General features: G+C 59.0%; 28 protein-coding genes. 15 read left to right on the top strand and 13 right to left on the bottom strand.

The features are described from left to right. Position 1: 1 nt before the first annotated feature. The 4 genes from K3754_RS06930 to K3754_RS06915 all read right to left on the bottom strand — a co-directional run bounded on the left by K3754_RS06930 (position 2) and on the right by K3754_RS06915 (position 3325). Positions 2–916: a dihydrodipicolinate synthase family protein gene (locus tag K3754_RS06930; protein ID WP_259942253.1), complete on the bottom strand. Its 915-nt coding sequence runs from the start codon at positions 914–916 to the stop codon at positions 2–4. Positions 917–922: 6 nt separating this feature from the next. Further along, the gene (locus K3754_RS06925; protein ID WP_259942251.1) at positions 923–1627 is read right to left on the bottom strand and encodes a GntR family transcriptional regulator; all 705 of its coding nucleotides are present in this window, start codon (positions 1625–1627) and stop codon (positions 923–925) included. Positions 1628–1706: 79 nt separating this feature from the next. Continuing rightward, entirely contained in the window at positions 1707–2738 is a 1032-nt protein-coding gene (locus tag K3754_RS06920) for a GGDEF domain-containing protein (protein ID WP_259942249.1), read from the bottom strand. Next, positions 2738–3325 (bottom strand): heme NO-binding domain-containing protein, encoded by a 588-nt coding sequence (locus K3754_RS06915; protein ID WP_203211727.1) that lies wholly within the window; start codon positions 3323–3325, stop codon positions 2738–2740. The genes K3754_RS06920 and K3754_RS06915 overlap by 1 nt, the downstream gene beginning before the upstream one ends. Positions 3326–3507: 182 nt before the next feature. On the opposite strand from K3754_RS06915, the gene K3754_RS06910 reads away from it, so the two are divergent. Next, positions 3508–4023 (top strand): hypothetical protein, encoded by a 516-nt coding sequence (locus tag K3754_RS06910; RefSeq protein WP_203211728.1) that lies wholly within the window; start codon positions 3508–3510, stop codon positions 4021–4023. Between the two features lie 74 nt (positions 4024–4097). Here the strand turns inward: K3754_RS06910 and K3754_RS06905 are convergent, their stop codons facing one another. The 3 genes from K3754_RS06905 to K3754_RS06895 form a co-directional block, all read right to left on the bottom strand. Then, positions 4098–5657: a trimethylamine methyltransferase family protein gene (locus K3754_RS06905; RefSeq protein WP_259942244.1), complete on the bottom strand. Its 1560-nt coding sequence runs from the start codon at positions 5655–5657 to the stop codon at positions 4098–4100. A 105-nt stretch (positions 5658–5762) separates the two neighbouring features. Then, positions 5763–6458: an HAD family hydrolase gene (locus tag K3754_RS06900; protein WP_203211731.1), complete on the bottom strand. Its 696-nt coding sequence runs from the start codon at positions 6456–6458 to the stop codon at positions 5763–5765. Beyond that, positions 6455–6739: a DUF3572 domain-containing protein gene (locus K3754_RS06895; RefSeq protein WP_259942240.1), complete on the bottom strand. Its 285-nt coding sequence runs from the start codon at positions 6737–6739 to the stop codon at positions 6455–6457. Before K3754_RS06895 ends, K3754_RS06900 begins: the two co-directional genes overlap by 4 nt. A gap of 97 nt (positions 6740–6836) precedes the next feature. On the opposite strand from K3754_RS06895, the gene K3754_RS06890 reads away from it, so the two are divergent. After that, a complete protein-coding gene (locus K3754_RS06890; protein ID WP_259942239.1) occupies positions 6837–8240 on the top strand; it encodes a diguanylate cyclase in 1404 nt (467 codons plus the stop codon). 87 nt (positions 8241–8327) lie between these two features. Further along, positions 8328–9254 (top strand): DMT family transporter, encoded by a 927-nt coding sequence (locus tag K3754_RS06885; protein WP_203211734.1) that lies wholly within the window; start codon positions 8328–8330, stop codon positions 9252–9254. On the opposite strand, the gene K3754_RS06880 is transcribed toward K3754_RS06885, so the two are convergent. After that, positions 9187–9879 (bottom strand): thiamine diphosphokinase, encoded by a 693-nt coding sequence (locus tag K3754_RS06880; protein WP_259942236.1) that lies wholly within the window; start codon positions 9877–9879, stop codon positions 9187–9189. The genes K3754_RS06885 and K3754_RS06880 overlap by 68 nt on opposite strands. A 141-nt stretch (positions 9880–10020) precedes the next feature. On the opposite strand from K3754_RS06880, the gene K3754_RS06875 reads away from it, so the two are divergent. Next, entirely contained in the window at positions 10021–12060 is a 2040-nt protein-coding gene (locus K3754_RS06875) for a hypothetical protein (RefSeq protein ID WP_259942234.1), read from the top strand. Positions 12061–12130: 70 nt separating this feature from the next. On the opposite strand, the gene K3754_RS06870 is transcribed toward K3754_RS06875, so the two are convergent. Both K3754_RS06870 and K3754_RS06865 read right to left on the bottom strand, forming a co-directional pair. Continuing rightward, a complete protein-coding gene (locus K3754_RS06870; RefSeq protein WP_203211737.1) occupies positions 12131–12352 on the bottom strand; it encodes a DUF2842 domain-containing protein in 222 nt (73 codons plus the stop codon). A 25-nt stretch (positions 12353–12377) separates the two neighbouring features. Then, the gene (locus K3754_RS06865) at positions 12378–13673 is read right to left on the bottom strand and encodes an adenylosuccinate synthase (protein ID WP_203211738.1); all 1296 of its coding nucleotides are present in this window, start codon (positions 13671–13673) and stop codon (positions 12378–12380) included. A gap of 176 nt (positions 13674–13849) precedes the next feature. On the opposite strand from K3754_RS06865, the gene K3754_RS06860 reads away from it, so the two are divergent. Beyond that, the gene (locus tag K3754_RS06860; RefSeq protein WP_203212169.1) at positions 13850–14245 is read left to right on the top strand and encodes a DUF6524 family protein; all 396 of its coding nucleotides are present in this window, start codon (positions 13850–13852) and stop codon (positions 14243–14245) included. An 11-nt stretch (positions 14246–14256) separates the two neighbouring features. Then, positions 14257–14469: a hypothetical protein gene (locus K3754_RS06855; protein ID WP_203211739.1), complete on the top strand. Its 213-nt coding sequence runs from the start codon at positions 14257–14259 to the stop codon at positions 14467–14469. 17 nt (positions 14470–14486) lie between these two features. Here K3754_RS06855 and K3754_RS06850 read toward each other — a convergent pair whose 3' ends face one another. The 3 genes from K3754_RS06850 to nthA are packed head-to-tail and all read right to left on the bottom strand — an operon-like array spanning position 14487 to position 16086. Beyond that, complete coding sequence (locus K3754_RS06850) at positions 14487–14801, bottom strand: nitrile hydratase accessory protein (protein WP_259942230.1); 315 nt, start codon at positions 14799–14801, stop codon at positions 14487–14489. After that, positions 14798–15475: a nitrile hydratase subunit beta gene (gene nthB / locus K3754_RS06845; protein ID WP_203211741.1), complete on the bottom strand. Its 678-nt coding sequence runs from the start codon at positions 15473–15475 to the stop codon at positions 14798–14800. The genes K3754_RS06850 and nthB overlap by 4 nt, the downstream gene beginning before the upstream one ends. After that, positions 15472–16086, bottom strand: a complete 615-nt coding sequence (nthA, locus tag K3754_RS06840) for a nitrile hydratase subunit alpha (RefSeq protein WP_259943264.1) — start codon at positions 16084–16086, stop codon at positions 15472–15474. The genes nthB and nthA overlap by 4 nt, the downstream gene beginning before the upstream one ends. Positions 16087–16425: 339 nt before the next feature. Here nthA and secG point away from each other — a divergent pair, with 339 nt between their 5' ends. The 9 genes from secG (at position 16426) to K3754_RS06795 (ending at position 23120) form a co-directional block, all read left to right on the top strand. Then, the gene (gene secG, locus K3754_RS06835) at positions 16426–16785 is read left to right on the top strand and encodes a preprotein translocase subunit SecG (RefSeq protein WP_203211742.1); all 360 of its coding nucleotides are present in this window, start codon (positions 16426–16428) and stop codon (positions 16783–16785) included. Positions 16786–16963: 178 nt separating this feature from the next. Next, on the top strand, positions 16964–18610 hold the full coding sequence (locus K3754_RS06830) for a CTP synthase (protein WP_203211743.1): 1647 nt from the start codon (positions 16964–16966) through the stop codon (positions 18608–18610). A gap of 34 nt (positions 18611–18644) precedes the next feature. Next, entirely contained in the window at positions 18645–19082 is a 438-nt protein-coding gene (locus tag K3754_RS06825; protein ID WP_259942226.1) for a hypothetical protein, read from the top strand. Then, positions 19079–19771 (top strand): HTTM domain-containing protein, encoded by a 693-nt coding sequence (locus K3754_RS06820; RefSeq protein WP_259942224.1) that lies wholly within the window; start codon positions 19079–19081, stop codon positions 19769–19771. The genes K3754_RS06825 and K3754_RS06820 overlap by 4 nt, the downstream gene beginning before the upstream one ends. Positions 19772–19816: 45 nt before the next feature. Beyond that, entirely contained in the window at positions 19817–20593 is a 777-nt protein-coding gene (gene rlmJ / locus K3754_RS06815; RefSeq protein ID WP_259942222.1) for a 23S rRNA (adenine(2030)-N(6))-methyltransferase RlmJ, read from the top strand. 55 nt (positions 20594–20648) lie between these two features. After that, positions 20649–21299, top strand: coding sequence for a hypothetical protein (locus tag K3754_RS06810; protein ID WP_259942220.1), 651 nt, complete (start codon positions 20649–20651; stop codon positions 21297–21299). A gap of 9 nt (positions 21300–21308) precedes the next feature. Next, complete coding sequence (locus tag K3754_RS06805; protein WP_203211748.1) at positions 21309–21746, top strand: TerB family tellurite resistance protein; 438 nt, start codon at positions 21309–21311, stop codon at positions 21744–21746. 36 nt (positions 21747–21782) lie between these two features. Then, positions 21783–22226 (top strand): TerB family tellurite resistance protein, encoded by a 444-nt coding sequence (locus K3754_RS06800; RefSeq protein WP_259942217.1) that lies wholly within the window; start codon positions 21783–21785, stop codon positions 22224–22226. A gap of 117 nt (positions 22227–22343) precedes the next feature. Continuing rightward, positions 22344–23120 carry an ABC transporter ATP-binding protein gene (locus K3754_RS06795; RefSeq protein WP_259942215.1) on the top strand — a complete coding sequence of 259 codons (777 nt, stop codon included), beginning with the start codon at positions 22344–22346 and terminating at the stop codon, positions 23118–23120. The last annotated feature ends 26 nt before the right edge of the window (positions 23121–23146 follow it).

The raw sequence follows: 23146 nt of genomic DNA, 5'->3' as shown, positions 1-23146 counted from the left end.
CTTAACCTTTCTGAATGTCAGCAATGGTGGATTTGAGCACACGGATCACCTGATCCAATTCGCGTTTGTCGTCTTTGTTCAATGGCTTAAGCGGCGGCATCACCCCGCCCGTGTTCACCCCGGCCATCGTGGTGCCATGTTTGACACATTGCACAAACTTGCCGCCCTGTTCGAGAACCCGCATCAGGGGCATCATCGCTGACATGATCCGCCGTCCCTTGGTGAAGTCGCCCTCAACGGCGCAAGCCTGATAGAGCGCCACATGTTCTTCGGGCAGGAAATTCGACCCGGCACAAACCCAGGATCGTGCGCCCCATGCAAAAAACTCAAGCGCCTGATCATCCATGCCGCAAGACATCTGGATATGCGGATAATCCCGCGCCAAAAGATGTACACGGTTGATATCGCCGGAACTTTCCTTGATCGCGCAGATATTTCGGGACCGGCCAACGCGATCCAGAAATTCCTCGCCCATGTTCACACCCATCCGTCCCGGATAGTTATACAGCATCACCGGCAGGTTCGCAGCGCGGTCGATCGCCAGCGCGTTCAAGGCATTTTCCCGCTCTGTCGGAACGGCATAGGGCGGCGTCGCGAGCAGGATCGCATCCGCGCCAATCTCTTTTGCCCCACTGGCCAAGGCGATGGAATCCTCTGTGCGCATCGTGCCGGTGCCCACAATCAGCGGCAAACGCCCCTTGATCCTATCCTTGGTGAACTGGGCCAGATCCAACCGTTGCTCGACCGTTTGAGCATAGTTTTCGCCGGTGGAACCGCCCGATATGATCCCATGCACCCCTGCCCCAATCAGATGCTCCACCTGATCGGCAAGGCCATCACGGTTGAAGCTGCCATCGGGGGCCAGCGGTGTGACGATGGGCGTGTAGATGCCCTCGAATTGAAAGATTGGTGTCATTGTCCCTCACTCCGGCGCGGTGCCGGTTCCCAGTTGCAGGTCAAGCCCGGCGGGCATGACAAATTGTTCGATACGCCCGCGCGACAGGTTCCAATGTGCGATGGCCAGATCGGCCGCGGCATCATCATCCGCGGCCTCAATCGCCGCGATGATCGCGTCGTGCTGGTCGCTGGCGGAGGTCAGGTTCTCTTCCATCTCGGCGTCTTGCGGACGGAAAAATGTCATCGAGATCCGCGCGTGATCAATCAGCAGACGCTGGAAGCTGGGCAGAAGATACACATTGCCCGCCATCTGTCCGGTCACGTCATGAAAATGGTTATTGGCCAAGGCCCGTGCCGCGATATCACCGCCGCGCAGTGCCGCTTTGAAGGCGCTTTGCGCATCTTTGAGAGCCGCAATCTGGGACGGTTTCGCATTCTGCGCTGCCAACCTGAGGATCGCGCCATAAATCATTGGAGCTGCGAGAAAAAAGTCGCGCAGGGTCTTGTGGCTCATCTCGGCAACACGTGCGCCGCGGTTGGTGCGGATTTCAACAAATCCTTCGCCTGCCAACTGGCGCAGCACTTCGCGCAGCGGCGTGCGCGACAAGTGCCATTCCTCCGACAATCGCGCCTCATCCAGATCCGCGCCTGGCTGCAAGTCCTGGGTCAGGATCGCGTGCCGCAGATGATGCAACACGTGTTCTTTAGAATATTTCTTGTCCTGTGCCACAGCGCCCCCTGTTTCCTCTGAATGAGGTGAGTCGGGGTACTTCTAGCATTGCATACAATTTGTGTACAATAATTTCTTTCTAACGCGGGTCAGGGTTCTGCCGCCGCTCTGACGATGCCATATTGGGAGCCCTTTTTCGCAAGGCCGGTGTGTAGACCGTTTGCCGCGACCGCCCCGCATGTTTGGAGGCATAAAGTGCCACATCCGCGTTGGAGAGCACGTCTTCCATGCTCGATTGATCCTCCTCCCCGATCCAGACGGTGCCGATACTGGCGGAGATCCGGCAATCTTGCCCGTTGAACGATATCGGCTCTTCCAAGCGGTCTATGATCCGCCGGCCCACCCGGCGCATCAGGTTGCCATTGCGCACTTCAGGCAGGACAATTGTGAATTCATCCCCGCCAACACGGGCAACAGTATCGGTTTTGCGGGTTTCGCTGACCATGATCTGCGCGACGATCTGCAGCACATGATCGCCTGCGGCATGGCCCAGCGTGTCATTGACCTCTTTGAAATAGTCCAGATCAATGTTCATCACCCCGAAACAGGCAGTGCCTTTGACCATCCGTTTGAGCACCGTATCCAGCGCCCGTCGGTTCTTGAGGCCCGTCAATGTGTCGGTAAAGGCCTGTTCCTCCGCCGCGATCTTGGCCCCTTGCAGGCGCAGGTTCAACTTGCGAGATGCCTCCATCGCGGCGGTTTTTGCTTCCACCAGATAAAGCATCTCGATGGCAAGATCGGTCGCCGCAAAATCAGCGTTGGACAGGGAATAGTCCCGCACCCCATCCACAATAGAGATGCCAAAGCTGAGGTTCACAACCGTATGATTGCCCGCATCCCCCACCGGCACCATGATCCCCTTGAACGCGGTACGCGGCGGATCACGCAGTTCCAGATGCAGCTTGAGATCACGGGCCTTGTGCAGATCGGCCATCGAGACAATCGCGCGGGGGCGTTTGATATCAAACACTTCCAGAAACCGTTGTCCCAATAGATCGTCAGACTTGCACAGCTTGTGCGCGGTGGGCCCTGCGTGAATGATATGGCCCGTCGCACTGAGAACCAGATGCATCGGGCATAAAACATCCAAAACCGGGGCAGAGACGATCATCACGTCGCCCGTGCGCCGAGATCGAAACGCCGCCCTTCGGAAAAGTCGGTTTTGACCAATGTGATCGACACCGTTTCAACGCCTTGCCCGCCGCCGGTATGTTCCAGCAGTGCCAGCGCCCCGTAGTCATCCGCCATAACCCGAAGAACCCCCATCATCACATGGCCATAGCCCGCCACAGGAGCCGCACAAATCAGCGAGAAATGCCCATCGACGTGATCGCGCAGTTCTATCCGGGGGAGGTGCAGATCGGACAGCGCCAAACGCGCCCGATCTGCAAGATCATCCAGAGAATGCAGAAAATCCTCAAAATTCACGCCGCCAAAACGCAGCAGCCGCCGAGTGCCTTCGAACCGCGGATGCGACACCAGATAGGTGCCGATATCCTCCATCACGTCGACGCGGGGCCGTTCCACCGTTTTGGACACCGCATCAAGAATGGCGGGCGTGATGGCGTCGTCATACTCAAGCATGGCTTCAAACTCGATAAAGTCGAGATTGGCATGGCGGGCACTGGCCTCCCATACGGCGGGGCCGTAAGTGTCACAGACAAAATTCTGGATGCTGCGGTTGAATAACCCATGCATTGGCGGCCTCATTCCCATACGTCCCGGCGCCAGCCTTACCCAAACCCCTTAAGATCTACCCAACAGACACAGTTTTACACATTTCGCAGCACCACATGCGGGCATATCATTATCTCATTGCAACCCATTGTGGAAAAGTTAATCTGCGCGCATCAAGACTGACCTCAACGAAAGACCTCGATATGCCATTGTTCCTGTTGATCCTCAGCGCCCTTGGCGGCGCCCTTTGGTGGTGGGTGCGCAACAACCCGCGTGACGCGTTGCACGTGGCCAGCGATGTTGCAACGACGGTTAAGAACGCCCCGCGCAAACTGGCCTTCCGGCGGCAAACCGAAGCGCATCCCGTCGAAGGGATTGACGATCACCGCATCGCAATCTGCGCCATCGCACAGGCCTTTATCGAACTTGACGACCTGCCCACCCGCGAACAGCGTGACCAATTGCACCTCCTGCTGCGCAGCCGGATGCAGACCTCCGAAGAAGAAGCGCAAGAAATGGAAGTGCTTGGCCGATGGCTGATCACCCAATGTGACGGCGCGAAACCCGCGATTTCGCGTCTTGGCCGCAGATTGCACAAGATCGACGGCAATGCCTCATGGGGGGTCTTGCAAGAGATTTTGATGGATCTGGTGGGCGGCACCCTGTCTTACGGTCAAATCGGCGCGATCGAAGACCTCAAGCTGGCTTTGCGGAAGTAGGCAAAGCCACCAGCGTCCTCACCGCCCCTGCCCGATAATGGCGCAGGGCGATGAGGTTGAATTCCGCATCCAAGTCAGAAATCCGTCGGCGCTCCGCCTTCGGACTTCCGGCGGGCAACAAAGTCGGCCAGTTCATCGCGGATCGCAATGTCCATCTCCGGCGCTTCAAAGCTGGTGATAATTTCCTTGAACATGTGGTGTGCGCGTTCCGCCGTCCAGATGCCACCCGCCGCTTCCCAGCCTTCGTAGTTTTTCCAGTCACTGAGGAAGGGCTGATAGAATGCCGTGGTATAACGATCCTGCGTGTGCTGGATACCAAAGAAATGGCCTGCATTGCCCACGGATTTGACCGCGTCCAGCGCGATCTCGTCTGGTCCGGTCGCACAAATCTCAGGCTGCATGTACCGCTGGATCTGCTGCAAAACTTCGCAATCCATGATAAACTTCTCCGGCGAGGCGATCAGCCCCCCTTCGAGCCAGCCCGCCGCGTGGTAGACCATGTTGGTGCCCGATTGCACCGACGCCCAAAGGCTGTTGGAGGTTTCCCACATCGCCTGCCCGTCCGGCACATTCGCCGCGCAAACCCCGGAGGACCGCATCGGCAGCCCATAGTACCGCGCGAGCTGCCCTGTCATCTGGGTCGCACGCATGTACTCAGGCGTGCCAAAGGCAGGTGCGCCGGATTTCATATCCACGTTGGAGGTAAAGGTACCAATCGCCACCGGGCAGCCGGGGTTGATGATCTGGGCCAAGACAATCGCACAAAGCCCCTCGGCCAGCGATTGCGCCACAGCGCCGGACATTGTCACGGGTGCCATCGCACCTGCAAGGGTGAAGGGTGTCACGACAAGACCCTGCCCGCGCCGCGCCAGACGCATCCAACCGTCCATCATCGGAAAGTCATGCTTGAGCGGCGAGGTTGAGTTGATGTTGGTGTACATACGTGGGGACGCGTCAAACTCATCATGAGTCAGCCCGCCCGCGATGCGCACCATCTCCATCACGTCTTCGACACGCTCAGCGCCCAGCGAATAGGCGTGCATCACTTTGTCCGTCAGCGTCAGCTTGTCATAAAGCACATCCAGGTGGCGCACAGAGGCATGAATATCACAAGGCTCCACCGGATAGCCGCCGGCAAAGTGGATACAGTTGAAATACTGCGTCAGCTTGAGCAGATTCTTGCACATTTCACGGGTGCCGGGCACCTTTTTGCCAATCGACATGTCCCAATAGTTGGGCGGCGAAGACACGTTACCAAACAACAGGTTGTTGCCGCCGACGGTGATTTTCCGTTTTTCGTTTCGCGGTGTCAGCGTGAACTCGGAGGGGGCTTTGCCGACCCACTCCATAACAAAATCACGGCCCATGCGGACGTTTTCGCCATTGATCGTGCAGCCCGCCTTGCGCAGGATTTCAAGCGCTTCTGGGTTCAGGAATTCAATGCCGATCTCTTCGAGGATGCGCATCGCACCGTCATGGATTGCTTCAACCCCCTCGGGGCTCAACGGCTCCGTGGGCCGGTCGATATTGACCGGCGGGTTCCATGGCATTTGTTCGATCACCGCGCTGCCGCGCCGGTCTTGTGCACCTGCGCGGCCGCCGCCGCGGGTTCTGCGTTTGGGTGGCTGTGTCATGTCGTTACTCCTGAGTTGATCTCAGAAGGCACCATCGGCATGACGCCATCCTTTCCATTCACGACGACATATGTCGTTTTTAATCTCCAACCCAAAAATGCCAGATCATTGGGCGTCCAGCCATTCCGGCAAATACCCGATATCAGGGAGGACAACATCGGCGTGCGGCGCAAGATCGGCGCGGCTTGCCGGGCCGGTCAGAACCCCGACACAAATCATGCCCGCCGCCCGTCCGGCATCCAGATCATGGGTGCTGTCGCCGATCATCGCAATCTGTCCCGCGGGCAAACCGCATTGCGCGGCGAAGGCATGCATCTGGCCCGGCGCGGGTTTGCCGCCATGACCACTGTCGAAGCCCGCGACAAAATCGAACATCTCTAGAATACCGGCCTGCAACAGATGCGCACGGGCCGGCATTTCCGCATCATTGGTTGCCACCCCAAGCGCCAGCCCCCTTCGCCGGAACTCGGTCAGAAGCGGGACCAGCGGCACCGCCTGTTGCTGCTGTGTGTTCGCCGCCTCTTCGTTCAACATATCCTCAAGCGCAGCAAAGGACATCTGCGGAAAATGCGGGTGCAAAGCCTCGGTCACTTCTCCTGCGGTGCTGGCAATCACCACGCTATCAGGGGCAAAGTTGCGCTGCTGCATGTCAAATCCGATCGCCGCGCCCACGCGCCCGGCCTTGGCGTGATCCCCCTCGCAGGCTCGCAGCAAGAACGCATGCGCCCAGGTTTCCCAGGTGGCGGCAAAATCGAACAAGGTTCCGTCCTTGTCGAACAAAAGCCCTTTGATTTCAGTCATGTCCAATTCACCTGTGCTCCGCCCGGCAGGGCCATACGGGCCTGCATCAATTGATCGTACGGGATCGCGGCGCTGTCACAAAAGCCAATAACCCAAGCGTCATCCATCATCAGAAAATCCAATACCGCGCCCAAAAAGACCGGATCGCCGGCCCGTTCGCGCAGATCCGCCTCTGACGCACCTGTGCTTCCAAGAAAGGTCGGCAACAGGTCATCATTGGCCGCCAACCACGCCAGCGCCCGCAGCGCCAGAGTTTCAGCAGCATCAACAGAGAGTGTCATAACGTGATCCGGTTTTCAGGGCATCGCAACGGTTTGTTAACCATTAGGGCCAAATACAGGGACATGGAAATGCAAATCATGTCAGAAAGGATGCCGCGTGCAGGGTAAGATCCTCATCGTGGATTCAATTGCCACCAACCGGATCGTGATGAAGGTCAAGCTAACGGCGGCCTGCTATACGGTTGTGCAGGCGTCCTGTGTGAAAAACGCGCTGACGATGGCCGAAATTCACATGCCGGATCTGGTGATTTGTGCAATGACCCTCTCTGACGGAGAGGCCGCTGACCTCTGCCGGGCGATGGGCCGCAACCCGGTTACCCGGCAGATCTGTGTTCTGGCCCTGCAAGGCTCGGGTGATGCCGCATCGCGGGTGGCCCTGCTCAAGTCCGGTGCGCAGGATGTTCTGCCAAAACCATTGGACGACACATTGCTCTTGGGGCGGGTGCGCAGTCTGCTGCGGGCGCAGAACGCCGATGCAGAATGGCAATTGCGCGAAGACACCAGCCGCGCTTTGGGCCTGGCGGAGCCGGACAATCCTTATGCCGAACAGGGGCGCACGATGTTTGTCTGTGCAAGCCCTGGCACCGCGCACAGTTGGGCCATACAGATGCGACCCCACTTGAACCAGCAGATCACCCAAGCCGCGCCAGACACCTTGATGCAGACCCTGCAAAAAGGCGCCCTTCCCGATACCTTTGTACTGATCCTGCCCGCTGACCGGGAGCCGGCACAATCGATGTTGCGATGTATCGCTGCGCTGCGGGCCAATGCCCAGACCCGTCATGCCGGCGTTTTGGTCTTGCAAACCAAGCCCGACGCCGAGATCGGTGCCTCTGCGCTGGATCTGGGGGCCGATGATCTGATGACCGCCGGTTTTGAACCAGCAGAACTGTCCTTGCGGCTCAAGGCGATGCTGCGCCGCAAGCGCATTGGAGAGCAGATGCGCGCCACCGTGCGCACGGGGCTCAGGGCAGCGGTGAATGATCCACTGACGGGCCTTTATAACCGGCGATATGCCATGCCTTATCTGGCCCAGATGGCCGCGCGGGCGCGGGACAATGGCGCGTCTTTTGCGGTGATGATCGCGGATCTGGACCACTTCAAACGGATCAACGATAAATTTGGCCATGCCTCGGGGGATGCGGTTCTGGTGGAAGTTTCGGATCGGCTCAGGGGCTGCCTGCGCAAAACGGATATGGTTGCGCGAATCGGCGGTGAGGAATTTCTGATCGTCACGCCAGCCCCGTCGCTGGCCCAGGCACAAACCGCCGCACTGCGAGTTTGCGATGCGATATCTTCCAGCCCGGTCAACCTGCCCCCGCCACATGCCCCGGTCAGCGTTACGGCCAGCATCGGGATGGCGCTGTGCGATCCGGAACGGCATCCGGCCAAGGACTGCGACGGTATCGGCGAGGCCCTGCTCGCGCAGGCAGATAAGGCGCTTTATGCTGCCAAGGGACGCGGACGCAATCAGGTGAAACTCGGACGTCCTGCGGCATAGGATGATCGCAGCAAACTGAAGCGAGTGATCGAAAGGAATACAACCTAAGCGATTGCAATCCGAGAAGCAGCACCCTAACCTGCCAAGATGACACAGGACAAACCCCTCATCGGAATCGCGCTTATGCTCGGGTTTTGCGCGGTCGCCCCATTTGGCGACGCCGTGGCCAAGATTCTGGGCACCTCTGTACCTCTGGCCGAGGTCGTTCTCGTCCGGTTTGCAGTGCAGACGCTGATCCTGTTCCCGCTGGTCTGGTCCACGGGCCGCGTATGGCGCATGCGGGGCCGTATCCTTGGGCTGACAGTTTTGCGCACCGTTCTACATATCGTCGGCATCGCCGCGATGTTTACAGCCTTGCAATACCTGCCCTTGGCCGATGCTGTGGCGATTGTCTTTGTCATGCCGTTCTTCATGCTGCTGCTCGGAAAGTTTGTCCTGAACGAAGAGGTCGGCAGCCGCCGATTGATGGCCTGTATCCTCGGCTTTACCGGCACGCTTTTTGTGGTGCAGCCCAGCTTTGTTAATGTTGGCTGGCCTGCGCTTTTGCCGGTTTTTGTCGCTGCCAATTTTTCTGTTTTTATGCTGGTCACAAGGCAAATCGCCAAAGAGACTGACCCGATCGGATCGCAGGCCGTCAGCGGGTTGATCGCGGTCGCCATCATGGTGCCGGTGATCTGGGCCGGATCCGGGCATGGGCTCAACCCGCTCAATCTGATTCAACCCAACGCTCAGGAATGGGGCCTGCTGATTGCCATCGGCGTTTTGGGAACGGGCGCGCATCTGTTGATGTGTTGGTCCTTGCGCTATGCGCCCTCGACCACGCTGGCCCCGATGCAGTACCTTGAAATTCCGGTCGCGACCTTGCTGGGCTTTGTGTTTTTCAAAGACCTGCCAAATCTCCTGGCCAGCCTTGGCATCGTCATTACCATTATCTCGGGCCTTTACATCATCTACCGCGAGCAGGCCACCGCGCGGCGTCTGGCTGGCAAAGCGCCGCAACCACATCAGGCATAAGCCGACGCGGCAGGATCAGCGCCAGACCGGGCTGTTCCATCTGCAACGACATAGGTCCGGTCGCTGCGTTGGAGGTGCCGATTTTTTCCCCCAAGGCAAAGTTCAGCCCATCTATCGGCCATTTCAAACCCGCGCTTTGCCCTGCCGCATCGGCCAAAGGGAAAAGCGAGACAACATCTCCTGCCCGTGTTGGCAATGCGATCTTGGGCGGTGCGAGCAAGATCACCTCATCGCGGCCCAGCAACACACAGGGGCGGTCCGCAAAAGCCAGCAGCCCGTGAAGCGCGGCAAGTTGATGATCGACCCGTCCGCCCAGAAACCCAGCGCCCAAAATCACCGGCGCATCAATCCGCGCCAGCGCCTTTTCAAAATCGGTGGTGTCTTGCTCATCGATCCGGTGCAATCGCGCGGGTGGGATCTGGCCCAGAACCGCGCTCGGCGCACTGTCAAAATCCCCCAACACCGCCTCCGGCATGATCCCCGCCTCTAATGCCAGGACCACACCGCCATCAGCCGCCACACAAATCGGCGCAATACTTAATGCTTCTTTAAGATCAACTGTGTTTGCCTCTCCACCACCTATGAGGGTGATTGCGGCAGAACTGTGTATAATGGGGTCAATCATGGCAGATTACCTTGGTTTTGGGAAACTGGACACAATCTCGCCTTGAAATGATACGGTGGTTGGCACAGATTCGGGCCGCTTTGGTCTTGGATATCGTGGTAAACGGTAACCTGCAAAACCGCAGAGGACGAGCATCCGATGATGAGTAATAACAAAATTCTAACGGTTTCCTACGGCACTTTCTCGTGCACGTTGGAAGGTTTCGAAGATTCATTTGGCACCATGAAGGCGATTGCGGAGTATTTCCGCGATCTTGCCTCTGATGACCGATACTTTGGCGCCGAACCGCCGCAGCCCGATGCAGAGATGCTGGCGCGGATCGCCCAAAAGGAAATGACGCGCCGCGTTGAGGCCCGCGAACAGGACGGCAAGATCGTACTGAGCGCCCATGAGCAAAGCGAAACCGCACCGGCCCCCGCTGCTGCGATTGCCGCACCGGCCGCCGCCGTTGTTGCCGCCGCCCCTGACGTGCAATTGCCGCAGGATGACCAGGCCGCTGCGCAAGCTCCGGTGGTCATCTCGACCTCCGCACCCGCAGACATCGCTGAGGCGCAGCCCGCCGTAGAACAGCCAGCCCCCGCAGCCGAAGACACGCCCGAGGACACGCCGGACATTGTGCCCGGTCAGCCGGATGCCGAGGTTGAGGCCTTCTTTGCCGATGCGGACCACGCGGGTGCCAACGACACATTCGAAGATCAAGAGACACTTTCCCCATCTGCCCCTGTGGCGGCTTCTGCTCGGGTTGCCACGGTCGCGGCGGCGGTATCGGAGGGCGCAGAAGCGTCTGACGTACTGCCCACAGAAGAGATTTCCTCTGCCTCTGTGACACCAAAGGAAGACAGCATTGCCGCAAAGCTGCAGCGCATCCGCGCCGTTGTTGCACAGAACGAAGTTGCCGACGAGGACACCGATTTCCTTGAGGACGAACACGCCGATGCCGCGCAAGCCGATACGGCCACACCGGCCGGCCAAGATGATGATGAGGTGGATTCCATCCTCAGCGCCCTGAGCAGCAAAGACATCGACGACGCCAGTTTCGAAGACGAGGCAGTCGAGGTTGAAACTGCGCAGGATACTGTGGAAGATGACGCCGAAGAGGATGATTTGGCCGCAAGCCTGAGCAATCTCTTTGACGAAGAAGACGTAAAGCCCGCTGATGAGGATGCTTTGGCAGATCTGGCCGCACTGGCCGATGAAGACGATGCAAAAGCCGAAAAAGCGCCAGCCGCACGGGTGATCAAGGTCAACCGGGCCGAGCTGGAAGCCGCCCTGAAAGACAGCGAACTGGACGCCGGTGAAACGGCAGAAGAGGCCGCCGAGGATGTATCCGCGCTGGACCAGATCGCACCGTCAAAGACCGATGCAACGGCGTTGACGCCGGAAGACGAAGAAGATCTGGTTGCAGAGCTCTCCTCGCTTGAGGCGGAGTTGGAAGAAGACACCGCCGCGCCAGAGATCGCAGAAAAGGCACCTGCCGCCCCGACAGCGGCCCGGCGTATCCTGCCATCCATTGATGAGGATGATCAAAGCTCTGACGTCAACCGTTTGCTGGCCGAAACCGATCAGCAGATGGACGAACCGGAAAGCGCAACGCGCCGCGATGCCTTTGCCCATTTGCGTGCCGCAGTGGCCGCGAAAAAGGCCGATGTCGCGATGGGTCAGCCAGAGACCGAGGACGAGAACGACAACGCTTACCGCAGTGATCTGGCCGAAGTGGTGCGTCCGCGCCGACCCAGCCCTGAAGGCCGCACCAAGCGCCCAGGCGGCAGCCGCCCTGCGCCACTTAAACTGGTCGCGGAACAGCGTATCGACGTCGCCCGCCCCACATCCGATGGGCCCGTGCGCCCGCGCCGTGTTGCGGCGGTGGCAGATCCGGTTGAAACCCCCGATGGCGACAGCTTTGCCGATTACGCTGCCGAAATGGGCGCAACGAAGCTGCCCGAACTGCTCGAAGCGGCGGCAGCCTATATGTCCTTTGTTGAGGGTCGCAAACAATTCTCGCGTCCACAACTGATGACCAAGGTGCGTCAGGTCAGCGCCGAAGACGGGTTCAGCCGCGAAGATGGTCTGCGCTCCTTTGGGCAGTTGCTGCGCTCTGGCAAAATCGAAAAGATCAAAGGGGGCCGGTTCACGGTATCTGATGATATCGGTTACCGCCCCGGCGAACGCGCAGCAGGCTAACCTGTTGACACTAAAAACAAGAAAAGGCGGCCCCAGTGGCCGCCTTTTTCATTTTCGGAATATGTCCGATCTATTTGTCTTGATCCGGATCGGCCTGACCGATCCCAATAAATACAAACTTGAAGGGCAAGATCCAGACAATGCCAAGCCCGACATAGATGCCCAGTTCCAAAAGGATCGACGGACGCTCAAACTGGTTCACCGCCCAGACCGCGCAAGCGATATAGACCGGCAATCCCACCAGCAGGATCACCAATGACCAACGTCTGCGTGCCTTGTAGCTGAGTGCCATGTGATGCCCTTTCGTACCGCTGTGATCAGTCTGCAAATGGATCAGTGACCAGGATCGTATCTTCCCGCTCCGGTGAGGTGGAAACTAGCGCGACCGGGCAATCAATCAACTCTTCCACGCGGCGCACATATTTGATTGCCTCGGCAGGCAGATCCGCCCAGGATCGCGCGCCTTCGGTGGATTGAGACCAGCCGGGCATCTCTTCGTAAACCGGCACGCAGCGGGCCTGTTCTTCGGCAGCGGTGGGCAGATAGTCCAGCCGCCGACCGTCCAGATCATAACCAACACAGATCTTCAGGGTTTCGAACCCGTCCAGCACGTCCAGTTTGGTCAGGCAGATGCCGGTGATGCCAGAGGTCGCACAGGTTTGGCGCAACAACGCTGCATCGAACCAACCACAGCGGCGTTGCCGCCCGGTGGTGGTGCCGAACTCATGGCCGCGCTCGCCCAGGCGCTGGCCATCCGCGTCCTTCAGCTCTGTCGGGAACGGGCCTTCGCCCACACGGGTTGTATAGGCCTTCACGATGCCCAGCACATAATCAATCGCGGTCGGGCCAAGGCCCACGCCGGTCGCAGCCTGCCCCGCAATCACGTTGGAGGAGGTCACAAAAGGATAGGTGCCAAAATCGATATCCAGCAAGGCGCCCTGCGCCCCTTCGAAAAGGATCCGTTTACCCGCCTTGCGTTTCTCGGCCAATACCTTCCAGACCGGCGCTGCGAAAGGCAGAATTTTCGGTGCAATGTCTTGCAGTTGCGCAATCAGGGCGTCGCGGTCGATGGCCGCGATCCCCAACCCTTTGCGCAGCGGGTCATGATGCTGCAAGGCACGGTCGACGCGGGCCTCTAGTGTCGCGGCATCCGCCAGATCGGCAACACGAATGGCACGGCGGCCAACCTTGTCCTCGTAGCACGGTCCGATCCCGCGGCCGGTGGTCCCGATCTTGGTCCCTTTGCTGGCCGCCTCTTCGCGCGCGCGATCCAGTTCACCGTGAAACGGCAGGATCAGCGGCGTGTTTTCGGCAATCATCAGGCTTTCGGGATTGATCGTCACGCCCTGCGCTTCGATGGTCTTGATTTCGTTCAGCAGGTGCCAGGGATCCAACACCACACCATTGCCGATCACCGACAATTTGCCACCGCGCACCACGCCCGAGGGCAACGCGTGCAGCTTAAAAACCTCACCATCAATCACCAGGGTATGGCCGGCGTTGTGACCACCCTGGAACCGCGCGATCACGTCGGCGCGTTCAGACAGCCAATCGACAATCTTGCCTTTTCCTTCGTCACCCCATTGGGCACCGACAACAACTACGTTGGCCATGATGATCTTCCTTCTAGACAACCCGCGCCCGTATAGCGGCAGCAGGCGGGCGGCGAAACTGGAAAATCCGCCATGCTGCGTTTTGCCTCAAATGAATGCCCATCGTCCGGCTTTCCCGCACTGGACTTTGCCACCGCCTCGGCGGTAGTTTTGGCGAAAAGAAAGAGGGACGTAAAATGGGCTTTGTCCTGCGCTGGATCTGTGCATTTGGTCTGCTCGCCGCGACCTTCAACCCGACCGAGTATAACTACGCCACTTGGGTGCGTGATTTCGGGCGGGAAAATCTGTCTGTTGCGGTGCTTTTGGGGCTGCTTTTGATGATTGGCTATATCATCTATCTGCGGGCCACTTTGCGATCTATCGGCGGTTTTGGTATGATGCTTGTGCTGGCCGTTGTCTCGGCCTCGCTTTGGGTGCTTTATGATTTCAAGGTGCTGCGCCTCGACAATGCCAGCGCAAATGTCTGGCTGGCACTGGCCGCACTCAGCCTTGTTTTGGGCATCGGCCTGAGTTGGAGCCATGTGCGGCGCAACCTGTCCGGACAAGCCGATATGGACGATGTGGACAACTGAAAGGAACGGCAATGCGCAAGACGGCCCGGACAAGCGAGAGCTTTGAAAAGTTCTATTACAAACAGGTTGCTACCGGTGAGGGCTGCGGCTGCGCCGAGCGGATCATCGACGTGCATGAATTCAACCGTCTGGCCGGTTCGTCCAAGCGGATCGGCAGCTTGCTCCCCCAAAAAGGCGCATGGCGGCGGTTTCTGCGTAAAGCGGGCCTGTACAGCCGAGATTGAAGCATTGGATCTGGCGGTCAATCGGCCAGATGCACCGGCGCCCCGTGCGGCGTTGACAGGTAGGCCGCCTCCCACGCATTGCGCAGGTCGGCCACATCCGCGGGGGCGGCCATACCGATCTCGGCCAGAAAGCTTTCAAGTGTTTCCAGCCAGGCGGTAAAGTAATCCTCACCGCCGTTCAGTTCTTTGTCTAAGCCATGCCGCGCCAGCGTTGCGCCAAAGCGTTCCGCCCAATCGGCCCAGGCGAAATGCCCCGCCTCATTCAAATGTACGGTCAAAGCAAAGACCTGCGCATGCCAAGGCGCGTCAAAGGCCGGTTCAGGCGCGCTCATGCCTCCGGCTCCAGATAGCTTTGCCACAGGTCCAGAACCACCTCATCGTGTGGATGCTCGGGGTGCGACCACAACTCGGACGCGGGGAACACCACAGCATAAAGCGGCTCTGCCGCATCTCCCAACCGGTGCGCCGAACTGTCCGGCAACACATGAGTTCCATGCAGGCGAAGGATCCGGCCCCGCGCACCAGCGGCATAGGTCGGCAGGCGCGTATGCCCCCCATCGACCAGCGTATTGGCGGCGATCTTGCGTGTGACAACCACGTCGCCCACTTCGAACTGCGGCGCGGTGTTGCTGGGCCGATCGGCAGGGCCGCCCTTGGCCAGAACCCCCGCCACCTGATCGGCGGTCAGTTTCTTGTCGGCCAGTGGGCTGGGCGCGGGATCGGCTTGTCCGGACAACTCTTCGCGGGTCACAACGCCGGTTTCGACCAGAAGGTTGGCCAGACCCGAAATCCATTTCTCATAGTAAGAGAACCGCGCATAGTCGGTCGGGGCCAGACATTCCCGCGCGTGGCGGGAAACGTCGATGTTCCATTTGCCAAGCGATCCGGCGGCCAAGGTCACGGCCAACGCCCGCGCATGCCAATCGGTGTGGAACACTTCGTCTTCCGGCTCGGGCGTAATGGTGCCATCGCCGTAGCGCCCGCCCATATCATGCACCCGGCTCATGGGGCGCTCGCCAATGCTGTGCCGATCATGCTGTCGCGGCTGATAAGGGTCATCAGCGCCTCTTCGTCCATGCCCTCTGTGCCTGCGGGCCGTTGCGGGATCACCAGATAACGGACCTCGGCGGTGGAATCCCAGACGCGCACCGCGGTCTCGCTGGGCAAGGTCACGCCAAAATCAGCCAAAACCTTGCGCGGCTCGCGCACAACGCGGGCGCGGTAGGCATCTGATTTGTACCACCCCGGCGGAATGCCCAAAAGCGGCCAGGGATAGCAACTGCACAGGGTGCAAACGACAATGTTATGCTGGGTCTCGGTGTTTTCCACCGCGACCATGTGTTCGCCCTGCCGCCCGTAAAACCCGAGATCCGAAACCACCTTTGTCGCATCCTCCAGCAGGGCCGCACGGAACGCCGGATCAAGCCAGGCACGGGCCACCACGCGGGCACCATTGCGCGGGCCGATGCGGTTTTCATAGGTGTCGATGATTTCATCCAGCGCGGCGGGATCAATCAATCCCTTGCGGGTCAAAAGGGTCTCTAATGCCTTGACCCGGAGGGCAGGATCAGAAGGCAAAAGCGCATGCGGGTCTTCGTGAGAATGATCATGAGGCATGGCGCGAGACTGCAACAGCGCACTGACCTTGTCCATGACCGGCGGAACAATTTAATCCGTTTACAATTCAACCCGCGAAATCGGCCGTTTTTTGTGTTATGGTTGTCCTACGAAGCGAGTCTGACCCACCTCAATTCCAGGATAACCCTTCTAACAAGGCGTGGTAGAGCACCGCTTCAACAGACCGCCGCCCCCATGCGGCGGTCTTTGTTATGCGGCGCAGCCGCGACACCCCGCCCTTTAGACCGCAAAGAATGGCGCACAAAGCCGATCCCGACTTGCCCCGCGCCGCAAAGACGCCTAGATACCCGCAAACGAAATTCGAAAGCGCCCGTCTCCATGGAAAATGTCGTTCTGATCGTTCACCTGCTTTTGGCCTTTGGCCTGATTGCCGTTGTGTTGCTGCAACGCTCTGAAGGGGGCGGTCTTGGCATGGGTGGCGGCGGCGGTGCCGTTTCAGGCCGGGCAGCGGCCACAGCGCTTGGCAAATTGACCTGGCTTCTGGGCGCCGGTTTCATCGTCACTTCGATTTCTTTGACAGTGATCGTGGCGCAAAAATCCTCCGGTGCATCGGTTCTGGACCGTCTGAGCGCAACGCCGCCAGCCGTGACCGACACCGAAACGGGCCTGCCCGCCGGTGAAAGCCTGCTGCCACCAACCGCCGATGACAATGCACCTTTGGTGCCAGCGGCGGACTGAACGAAAAACACTAAACATTGAGGCAATGCCATATTTCGCAACATCATGTTGCGGCTTGGCCTTGCCTTGAGCATCCGAATCCTGTTAGGCTTAAATCCCGTGGTGCTGCGTTATTTCGCAGCTCAGTTTGGTGTTTTTGGTCAAACACAAATACGAATTCACGGGGGTCTCAGGACATATGGCGCGATATATCTTCATCACCGGCGGTGTGGTTTCCAGCCTTGGCAAAGGTTTGGCATCGGCGGCTTTGGGGGCGCTGTTGCAAGCGCGGGGATTTTCTGTCCGGCTGCGCAAACTTGATCCCTACCTGAACGTCGATCCCGGCACGATGTCGCCCTTTGAACATGGCGAAGTGTTCGTGACCGATGACGGGGCCGAAACAGACCTCGATCTGGGCCATTACGAACGCTTCACCGGCGTGCCCGCCCGCAAAACCGATTCCGTTTCCTCGGGCCGCATCTATTCCAACGTGTTGGAAAAGGAACGCCGCGGTGACTATCTAGGCAAAACCATTCAGGTGGTGCCGCATGTGACCAATGAAATCAAAGAGTTCCTCGCCATTGGCGAAGACGAAGTTGATTTCATGCTCTGCGAAATCGGCGGCACTGTCGGCGACATCGAAGGTCTGCCGTTTTTTGAAGCGATCCGCCAGTTTTCCCACGACAAGCCGCGCGGGCAGTGCATCTTTATGCATCTGACCCTGCTGCCCTACCTGGCCGCCAGTGGCGAGCTGAAGACCAAGCCGACCCAGCACAGCGTGAAGGAATTGCAATCCATCGGCATTGCGCCCGACATTCTGGTCTGCCGCTCCGAACAGCCGATCCCGCAGAAGGAACGCGAGAAAATCGCGCTGTTCTGTAACGTGCGCCGCGAAGCCGTCGTGGCGGCCTATGACCTTAAATCCATCTACGAAGCGCCGCTGGCCTACCATGCGCAGGGTCTCGATCAGGCGGTTCTGGATGCCTTTGACATCTCCCCCGCCCCGCGTCCCGATCTGGCCGTTTGGCATGACGTTTATGACCGCATTCAAAACCCCGAAGGCGACGTGCGCGTGGCGATTGTCGGCAAATACACCCAGCTTGAAGACGCCTATAAGTCTATCGCCGAGGCTTTGACCCACGGCGGCATGGCCAACCGCGTCAAGGTCAAGGTGGAATGGGTCGATGCCGAAGTGTTCGACAAGGCCGAAGATGTCAGCTCCCACCTCGAAGGGTTCCATGCGATCCTTGTGCCCGGTGGATTTGGCGAGCGCGGCACCGAAGGCAAAATCAAAGCGGCGCAATATGCCCGCGAACACAAAGTGCCCTATCTGGGCATCTGTCTGGGCATGCAAATGGCCGTGATCGAAGCGGCGCGGAACGTGGCAGGCGTCAGCGCGGCGGGCTCCGAAGAGTTTGACCATGAGGCAGGCAAGAAACGGTTTGAACCTGTGGTCTACCACCTCAAGGAATGGGTGCAGGGCAATCACAAGGTCGAGCGCAAAGTGGGCGACGACAAAGGCGGCACCATGCGTCTGGGCGCCTATGATGCGACCCTCACAGAAGGATCTAAAGTAGCGCAGGCCTATGGCACAACCGCCATTGATGAGCGTCACCGCCACCGCTATGAGGTTGATATCGCTTACAAAGACAAGCTCGAAGAGGCAGGCCTGAAATTCTCCGGCATGTCCCCCGATGGCAAACTGCCCGAGATTGTCGAATGGCAGGATCACCCTTGGTTCATCGGCGTACAGTTCCATCCCGAACTGAAATCCAAACCCTTTGACCCGCATCCCCTGTTCAAGGACTTTGTCCGCGCGGCCAAGGAAATGTCGCGGCTGGTTTAACGCTGCTGAAAATCGCAGGTGTTAAGTTGCCAATATGGTGCGTCTTTTCTTCCTGCTGTTGCCGGGGCTGATCCCGTCCTGGGAATTTTTCAAAGCGATTGAACCCTCGCCGCGCGTGCAGTGGCGGCTGTTCTCTATCCCTTTGGAAGATGGCGAAGGCTGGAACGAGTTTCGGCCTCGGCCACAACGCCTGTCCCTGCTGACCATCCTGCGGCGCTTGTTCTGGAACCCGCGTTGGAACGATTCCCTCTATCTTGTGAGCCTGTCAGAGCGGTTGATGCTGAACCCCACTCAGCACAGCGTGGATGAGATTTTTGACAGGTTGAACTTTTATGTCTCGGCGCCCGGTCCCATTGAAGATGGCCCGCTGAACCTGCAATTCCGTCTGATCTTTGTGCGCCGCGAAGGCGAGCAGATCACCGAAAGCATCACCTATATGTCCGAGCCGCGCCGCTATCGAGGCCGCCCATGACGCTCGACACCGCCTTTCGCGCCACCGAAGTGCTGATCGCGCTGGCTTTCCTTCAGCAAAGCGCCGAATTCATGCTGCGCAGCGGGGTGGAACGGGCGATCTTTGCCGTCCGTATCGTGGCCTGCCTTGCCCTGCTCTTTGGCGCCCAAACCGAACTGGCATTGCTGGTTCTCGTGGTGATCAGCCTGTGGATGCTGCATCGGTTTCAGGGCCCCTATAACGGTGGCAGCGACCGGATGAGCCTGCTGATCCTGTGGTGCCTGACCCTTGCGCAATGGATGCCGAGCCTGTTCTGGCAAGAGGTGATCTTTGGCTATCTCGCATTTCAGCTGACGTTGTCCTATTTCATCTCCGGGCGGGTCAAGATCGTGAACCCTGAATGGCGCTCCGGCCGGGCGCTGCGGGATGTGTTTGCCTTTTCCGCCTATCCGGTCAGTGAAAACCTGCGCAAACTTGCGGCGCGTCCGCGCCTGCTTTGGACTGCGTCTTGGGCGGTTATCCTGTTTGAAGTGGTCTTTCCACTGGCCCTGCTGGATCAGACCCTGTTGATTGCCGCGCTGTGCATCGGGGCAAGCTTCCATTTGTCGAATGCGATTTTCTTTGGGTTGAACCGCTTTGTCTGGATCTGGATCGCCGCCTATCCGTCGCTCTTGTGGTTTCAGGACAGGGTTATTGGCGATGTTTTCTGATCCGCACCCTATTGCGCCGCTGCTTCAAACCGCTACACGGGTCAGATGCTGAGCTATCAACACATCTATCACGCGGGTAATCTGGCGGACGTGCAAAAACACGCACTGCTGGCCTGGATGCTGGCCTATTTGACCCGCAAGGATAAGCCCCTCACCTATATGGAAACCCATTCTGGCCGGGCGCTCTATGATTTGACGGATGACGCCGCGCTCAAGACCGGTGAGGCGGCGCAAGGGGTTGAAAAGGTTAAAGGATGGTTTGCGACAGATCATCCCTATGCAGAAGTTCTGACGCAAACCCGCGCCACTCATGGACCTGATGCCTACCCCGGATCGCCAATGATTGCCGCGCAGCTGTTGCGGACACAGGACAGGATCCATCTGGCCGAATTGCACCCCCAAGAACACAGCGGGCTTGATCTGGCCATGTCGCCCTATCCGGCGAAATGCTATTTGCAGGACGGGTTCCAGATGGCCTTTGCCCTGACCCCACCGACCCCGCGCCGTGGGCTGCTGTTGATTGATCCCAGCTATGAGATCAAAACCGACTATCAGGACATTCCCAAACAGATCGGCAAACTGGCCCGCGCGTGGAACGTCGGGATCATCGCCCTTTGGTATCCGATCCTGAACAACAAGGCGCATCTACCGATGTTGCAAACACTGTCCCAAGCGCACCCCGATGCCCTACGGTCCGAGGTCCGGTTTCCCCCCGCACGCCCCGGCCACGGGATGGTGGGTTCGGGCCTGTTTGTGATCAACCCGCCCTATGGTCTGGCCGATGAGGCCAAGCGTCTGGCTGCTCTCTTCGCCAAGTTGTGAGACCTGCGGACAACTAAAACGCTACGCATCTCGAAAAATATGCTAGTCTTGCGGCATGACACGTCTCGGCGCAATTCTTCTGGCCTTGATGCCACATGCCGCATTGGCCTGCGGCGCGCCGGTATGTCTGGTGGATCCAGACGGTTTGGTCCTGCCGCAAATCATCACTTTTGACGATATTCAGGCCGGTGGTGGGCCGGGTTTTCGGGTCGATGATATCCTGCCCCTGCCCGGCGCAACCTTTGGCGAACGCTTTGCCGGCCAGATTGTCGAGAATGTCGGCACCCATGACCAGATCGCCGGCACCGCTTTTGCCCCCCTCACGATGATGCCCGGCGATGCGGGGCAAAACCTTTCAGTGGTGCGGTTTGGCGGCACGACCGTGCTCAACGGATATGGCGCGGCGGGCTACCCCAAGCGCGAGGCGCAGGGCGAAGGCGCAATTGCGGTTTTGTTCGACGAGGACCAATCCGCCTTTGCCTTCGATCTGCGCGGCGGCGAGGCTGGCGTTGCAATAGTCTCGTTCCACCGCCGAGATGGTACGTTGATCGGCACAGTTCCCATTGACCCGACCGGCGAATTTTCCGTCGGGTTCATCCGCAATCGCGGCCCCGATGACATTGCAGGCTTTATTGTGACAAATACTGACCCGCAGGGGCTTGCCATTGACACTTTACGCTTTGGAAAACCACCCAACCTCAGCTAATAACGGCTTATGTTTGAACGTCTCTTCCCGCGCCGTGCGCCCGAACCGAAACCCCTGCCCCAACCCAACGCCCAGCTTGCCCTCGGCGCGTTACTGGTGCGCGTGGCCTTTGCCGACAAGGAATACAAAGCCGCCGAAATCGGCCAGATCGACCGTATCCTTGCGCAATCCTTCGGGCTGAACCCGATTGAAGCGGCCAAGCTGCGTGCCACCTGCGAAGCGCTGGAACGCGACGCCCCCGGCACGCCCGAATTTGCGGCGATCCTGCGCGAAGAGGTGGATTACGCCGACCGCAAGGCGCTGGGTGATGCGATGTGGTCTGTGGCTCTGGCCGATGGCGACCGTGACGATGCCGAGGAAGAGCAGCTCTCGCAGATCGAAGCTGCCCTGGGCTTGACCGATATCGACATTCAGGCCGCCCGGGAAAACGCCCTGCGTTCGATCTGACTTGGCCTGCGCGGTCAGGCGTCCTATATCGCACCCATGTTTGCAGATTTTATAAAACGGCTGACCCAGCCTGATCCCGCCCCGCTGCCAGATGATGACGCACGCCTCGCGCTGACTGCGCTCTTGGTGCGAATCGCACGGTCCGACAACGATTATGCCGCCAGCGAATCCCGCCGGATCGACCAGATCGTGATGCAGCGCTATGGGCTGGATGCTGATGCGGCCCGTGCCCTGCGCAGCGACGCCGAAACCCTTGAGACCGAAGCGCCGGACACCGTCCGCTTTACACGCGCCATCAAAGACGCGGTCGCCTATGAGAACAGGCTGGCCGTGATTGAGGCACTTTGGCAGGTGGTCTTGGCCGATGGCAACCGCTCTGACGAGGAAAACGCGCTGCTGCGTCTGGTGGCGAGCCTCCTGGGAATCACCGACAAGGACAGCGCAATGGCCCGAAAACGCATCGAAAACACGCCAAACTAACCGGTTTCAGGGCGGAATGTGATCGAAACGGCCCGCAGGCAAAGCTCTGCGTTGCATTTGTTTTGGTTTTGGCTCTTTATGACCTACCGAAACGCCTAAAAAAGAGACACGCCCCACGTGAACACACAAACGCCGGTCATCCAAATCAACAACCTCCACAAGGCTTATGGCGCATTGGAGGTTCTCAAAGGGGTGAGTATCACCGCCGAGCGCGGCCATGTGATTTCGCTGATCGGCTCGTCCGGTTCGGGTAAATCGACCCTGCTGCGGTGCTGTAATCTGCTTGAGGACAGCCAGCAGGGCGAAGTGATCTTCAAGGGCGAGCCCGTCGCGTGGAAAGGCACCGGTCATGGCCGCCGCCCCGCCGATGCCAAGCAGGTGCTGCGCATCCGCACCAACCTGTCGATGGTGTTTCAGCAGTTTAACCTCTGGGCGCATATGTCGATCCTGCAAAATGTGATGGAAGCGCCACTAACGGTTCTGGGCCGTGACCGCGCCGAGGTGGAGAAATCCGCCCGCGCCTATCTCGATAAAGTTGGCATTGGCGACAAATGTGACGCCTACCCGGCGCAATTGTCGGGCGGCCAGCAACAACGCGCCGCAATCGCACGCGCCCTCTGCATGGAGCCCGAGGCGCTGCTCTTTGATGAACCGACCTCGGCGCTTGACCCGGAGCTGGAGCAAGAAGTTGTCAAAGTTATCAAGGATCTGGCCGCTGAAGGCCGCACCATGATGATTGTGACCCATGATATGAAACTGGCCGCGGATGTGTCGGACACAGTGGTGTTCCTGCATCAGGGTCTGATCGAAGAACAAGGGACGCCGGAAGCTGTTTTTGGCGCACCCAAATCCGAACGACTGCGCGGGTTCCTGTCGGCAACCCAACCTTCGTAAATTAAAAAAACCAAACGGGAGACTAC

This window comes from Sulfitobacter sp. M368, from assembly GCF_025141875.1.
Lineage (GTDB): Bacteria > Pseudomonadota > Alphaproteobacteria > Rhodobacterales > Rhodobacteraceae > Sulfitobacter > Sulfitobacter mediterraneus_A.
Note: the sequence above shows the minus strand (reverse complement) of the source record. Positions and strands in the feature narration are given on the sequence as shown.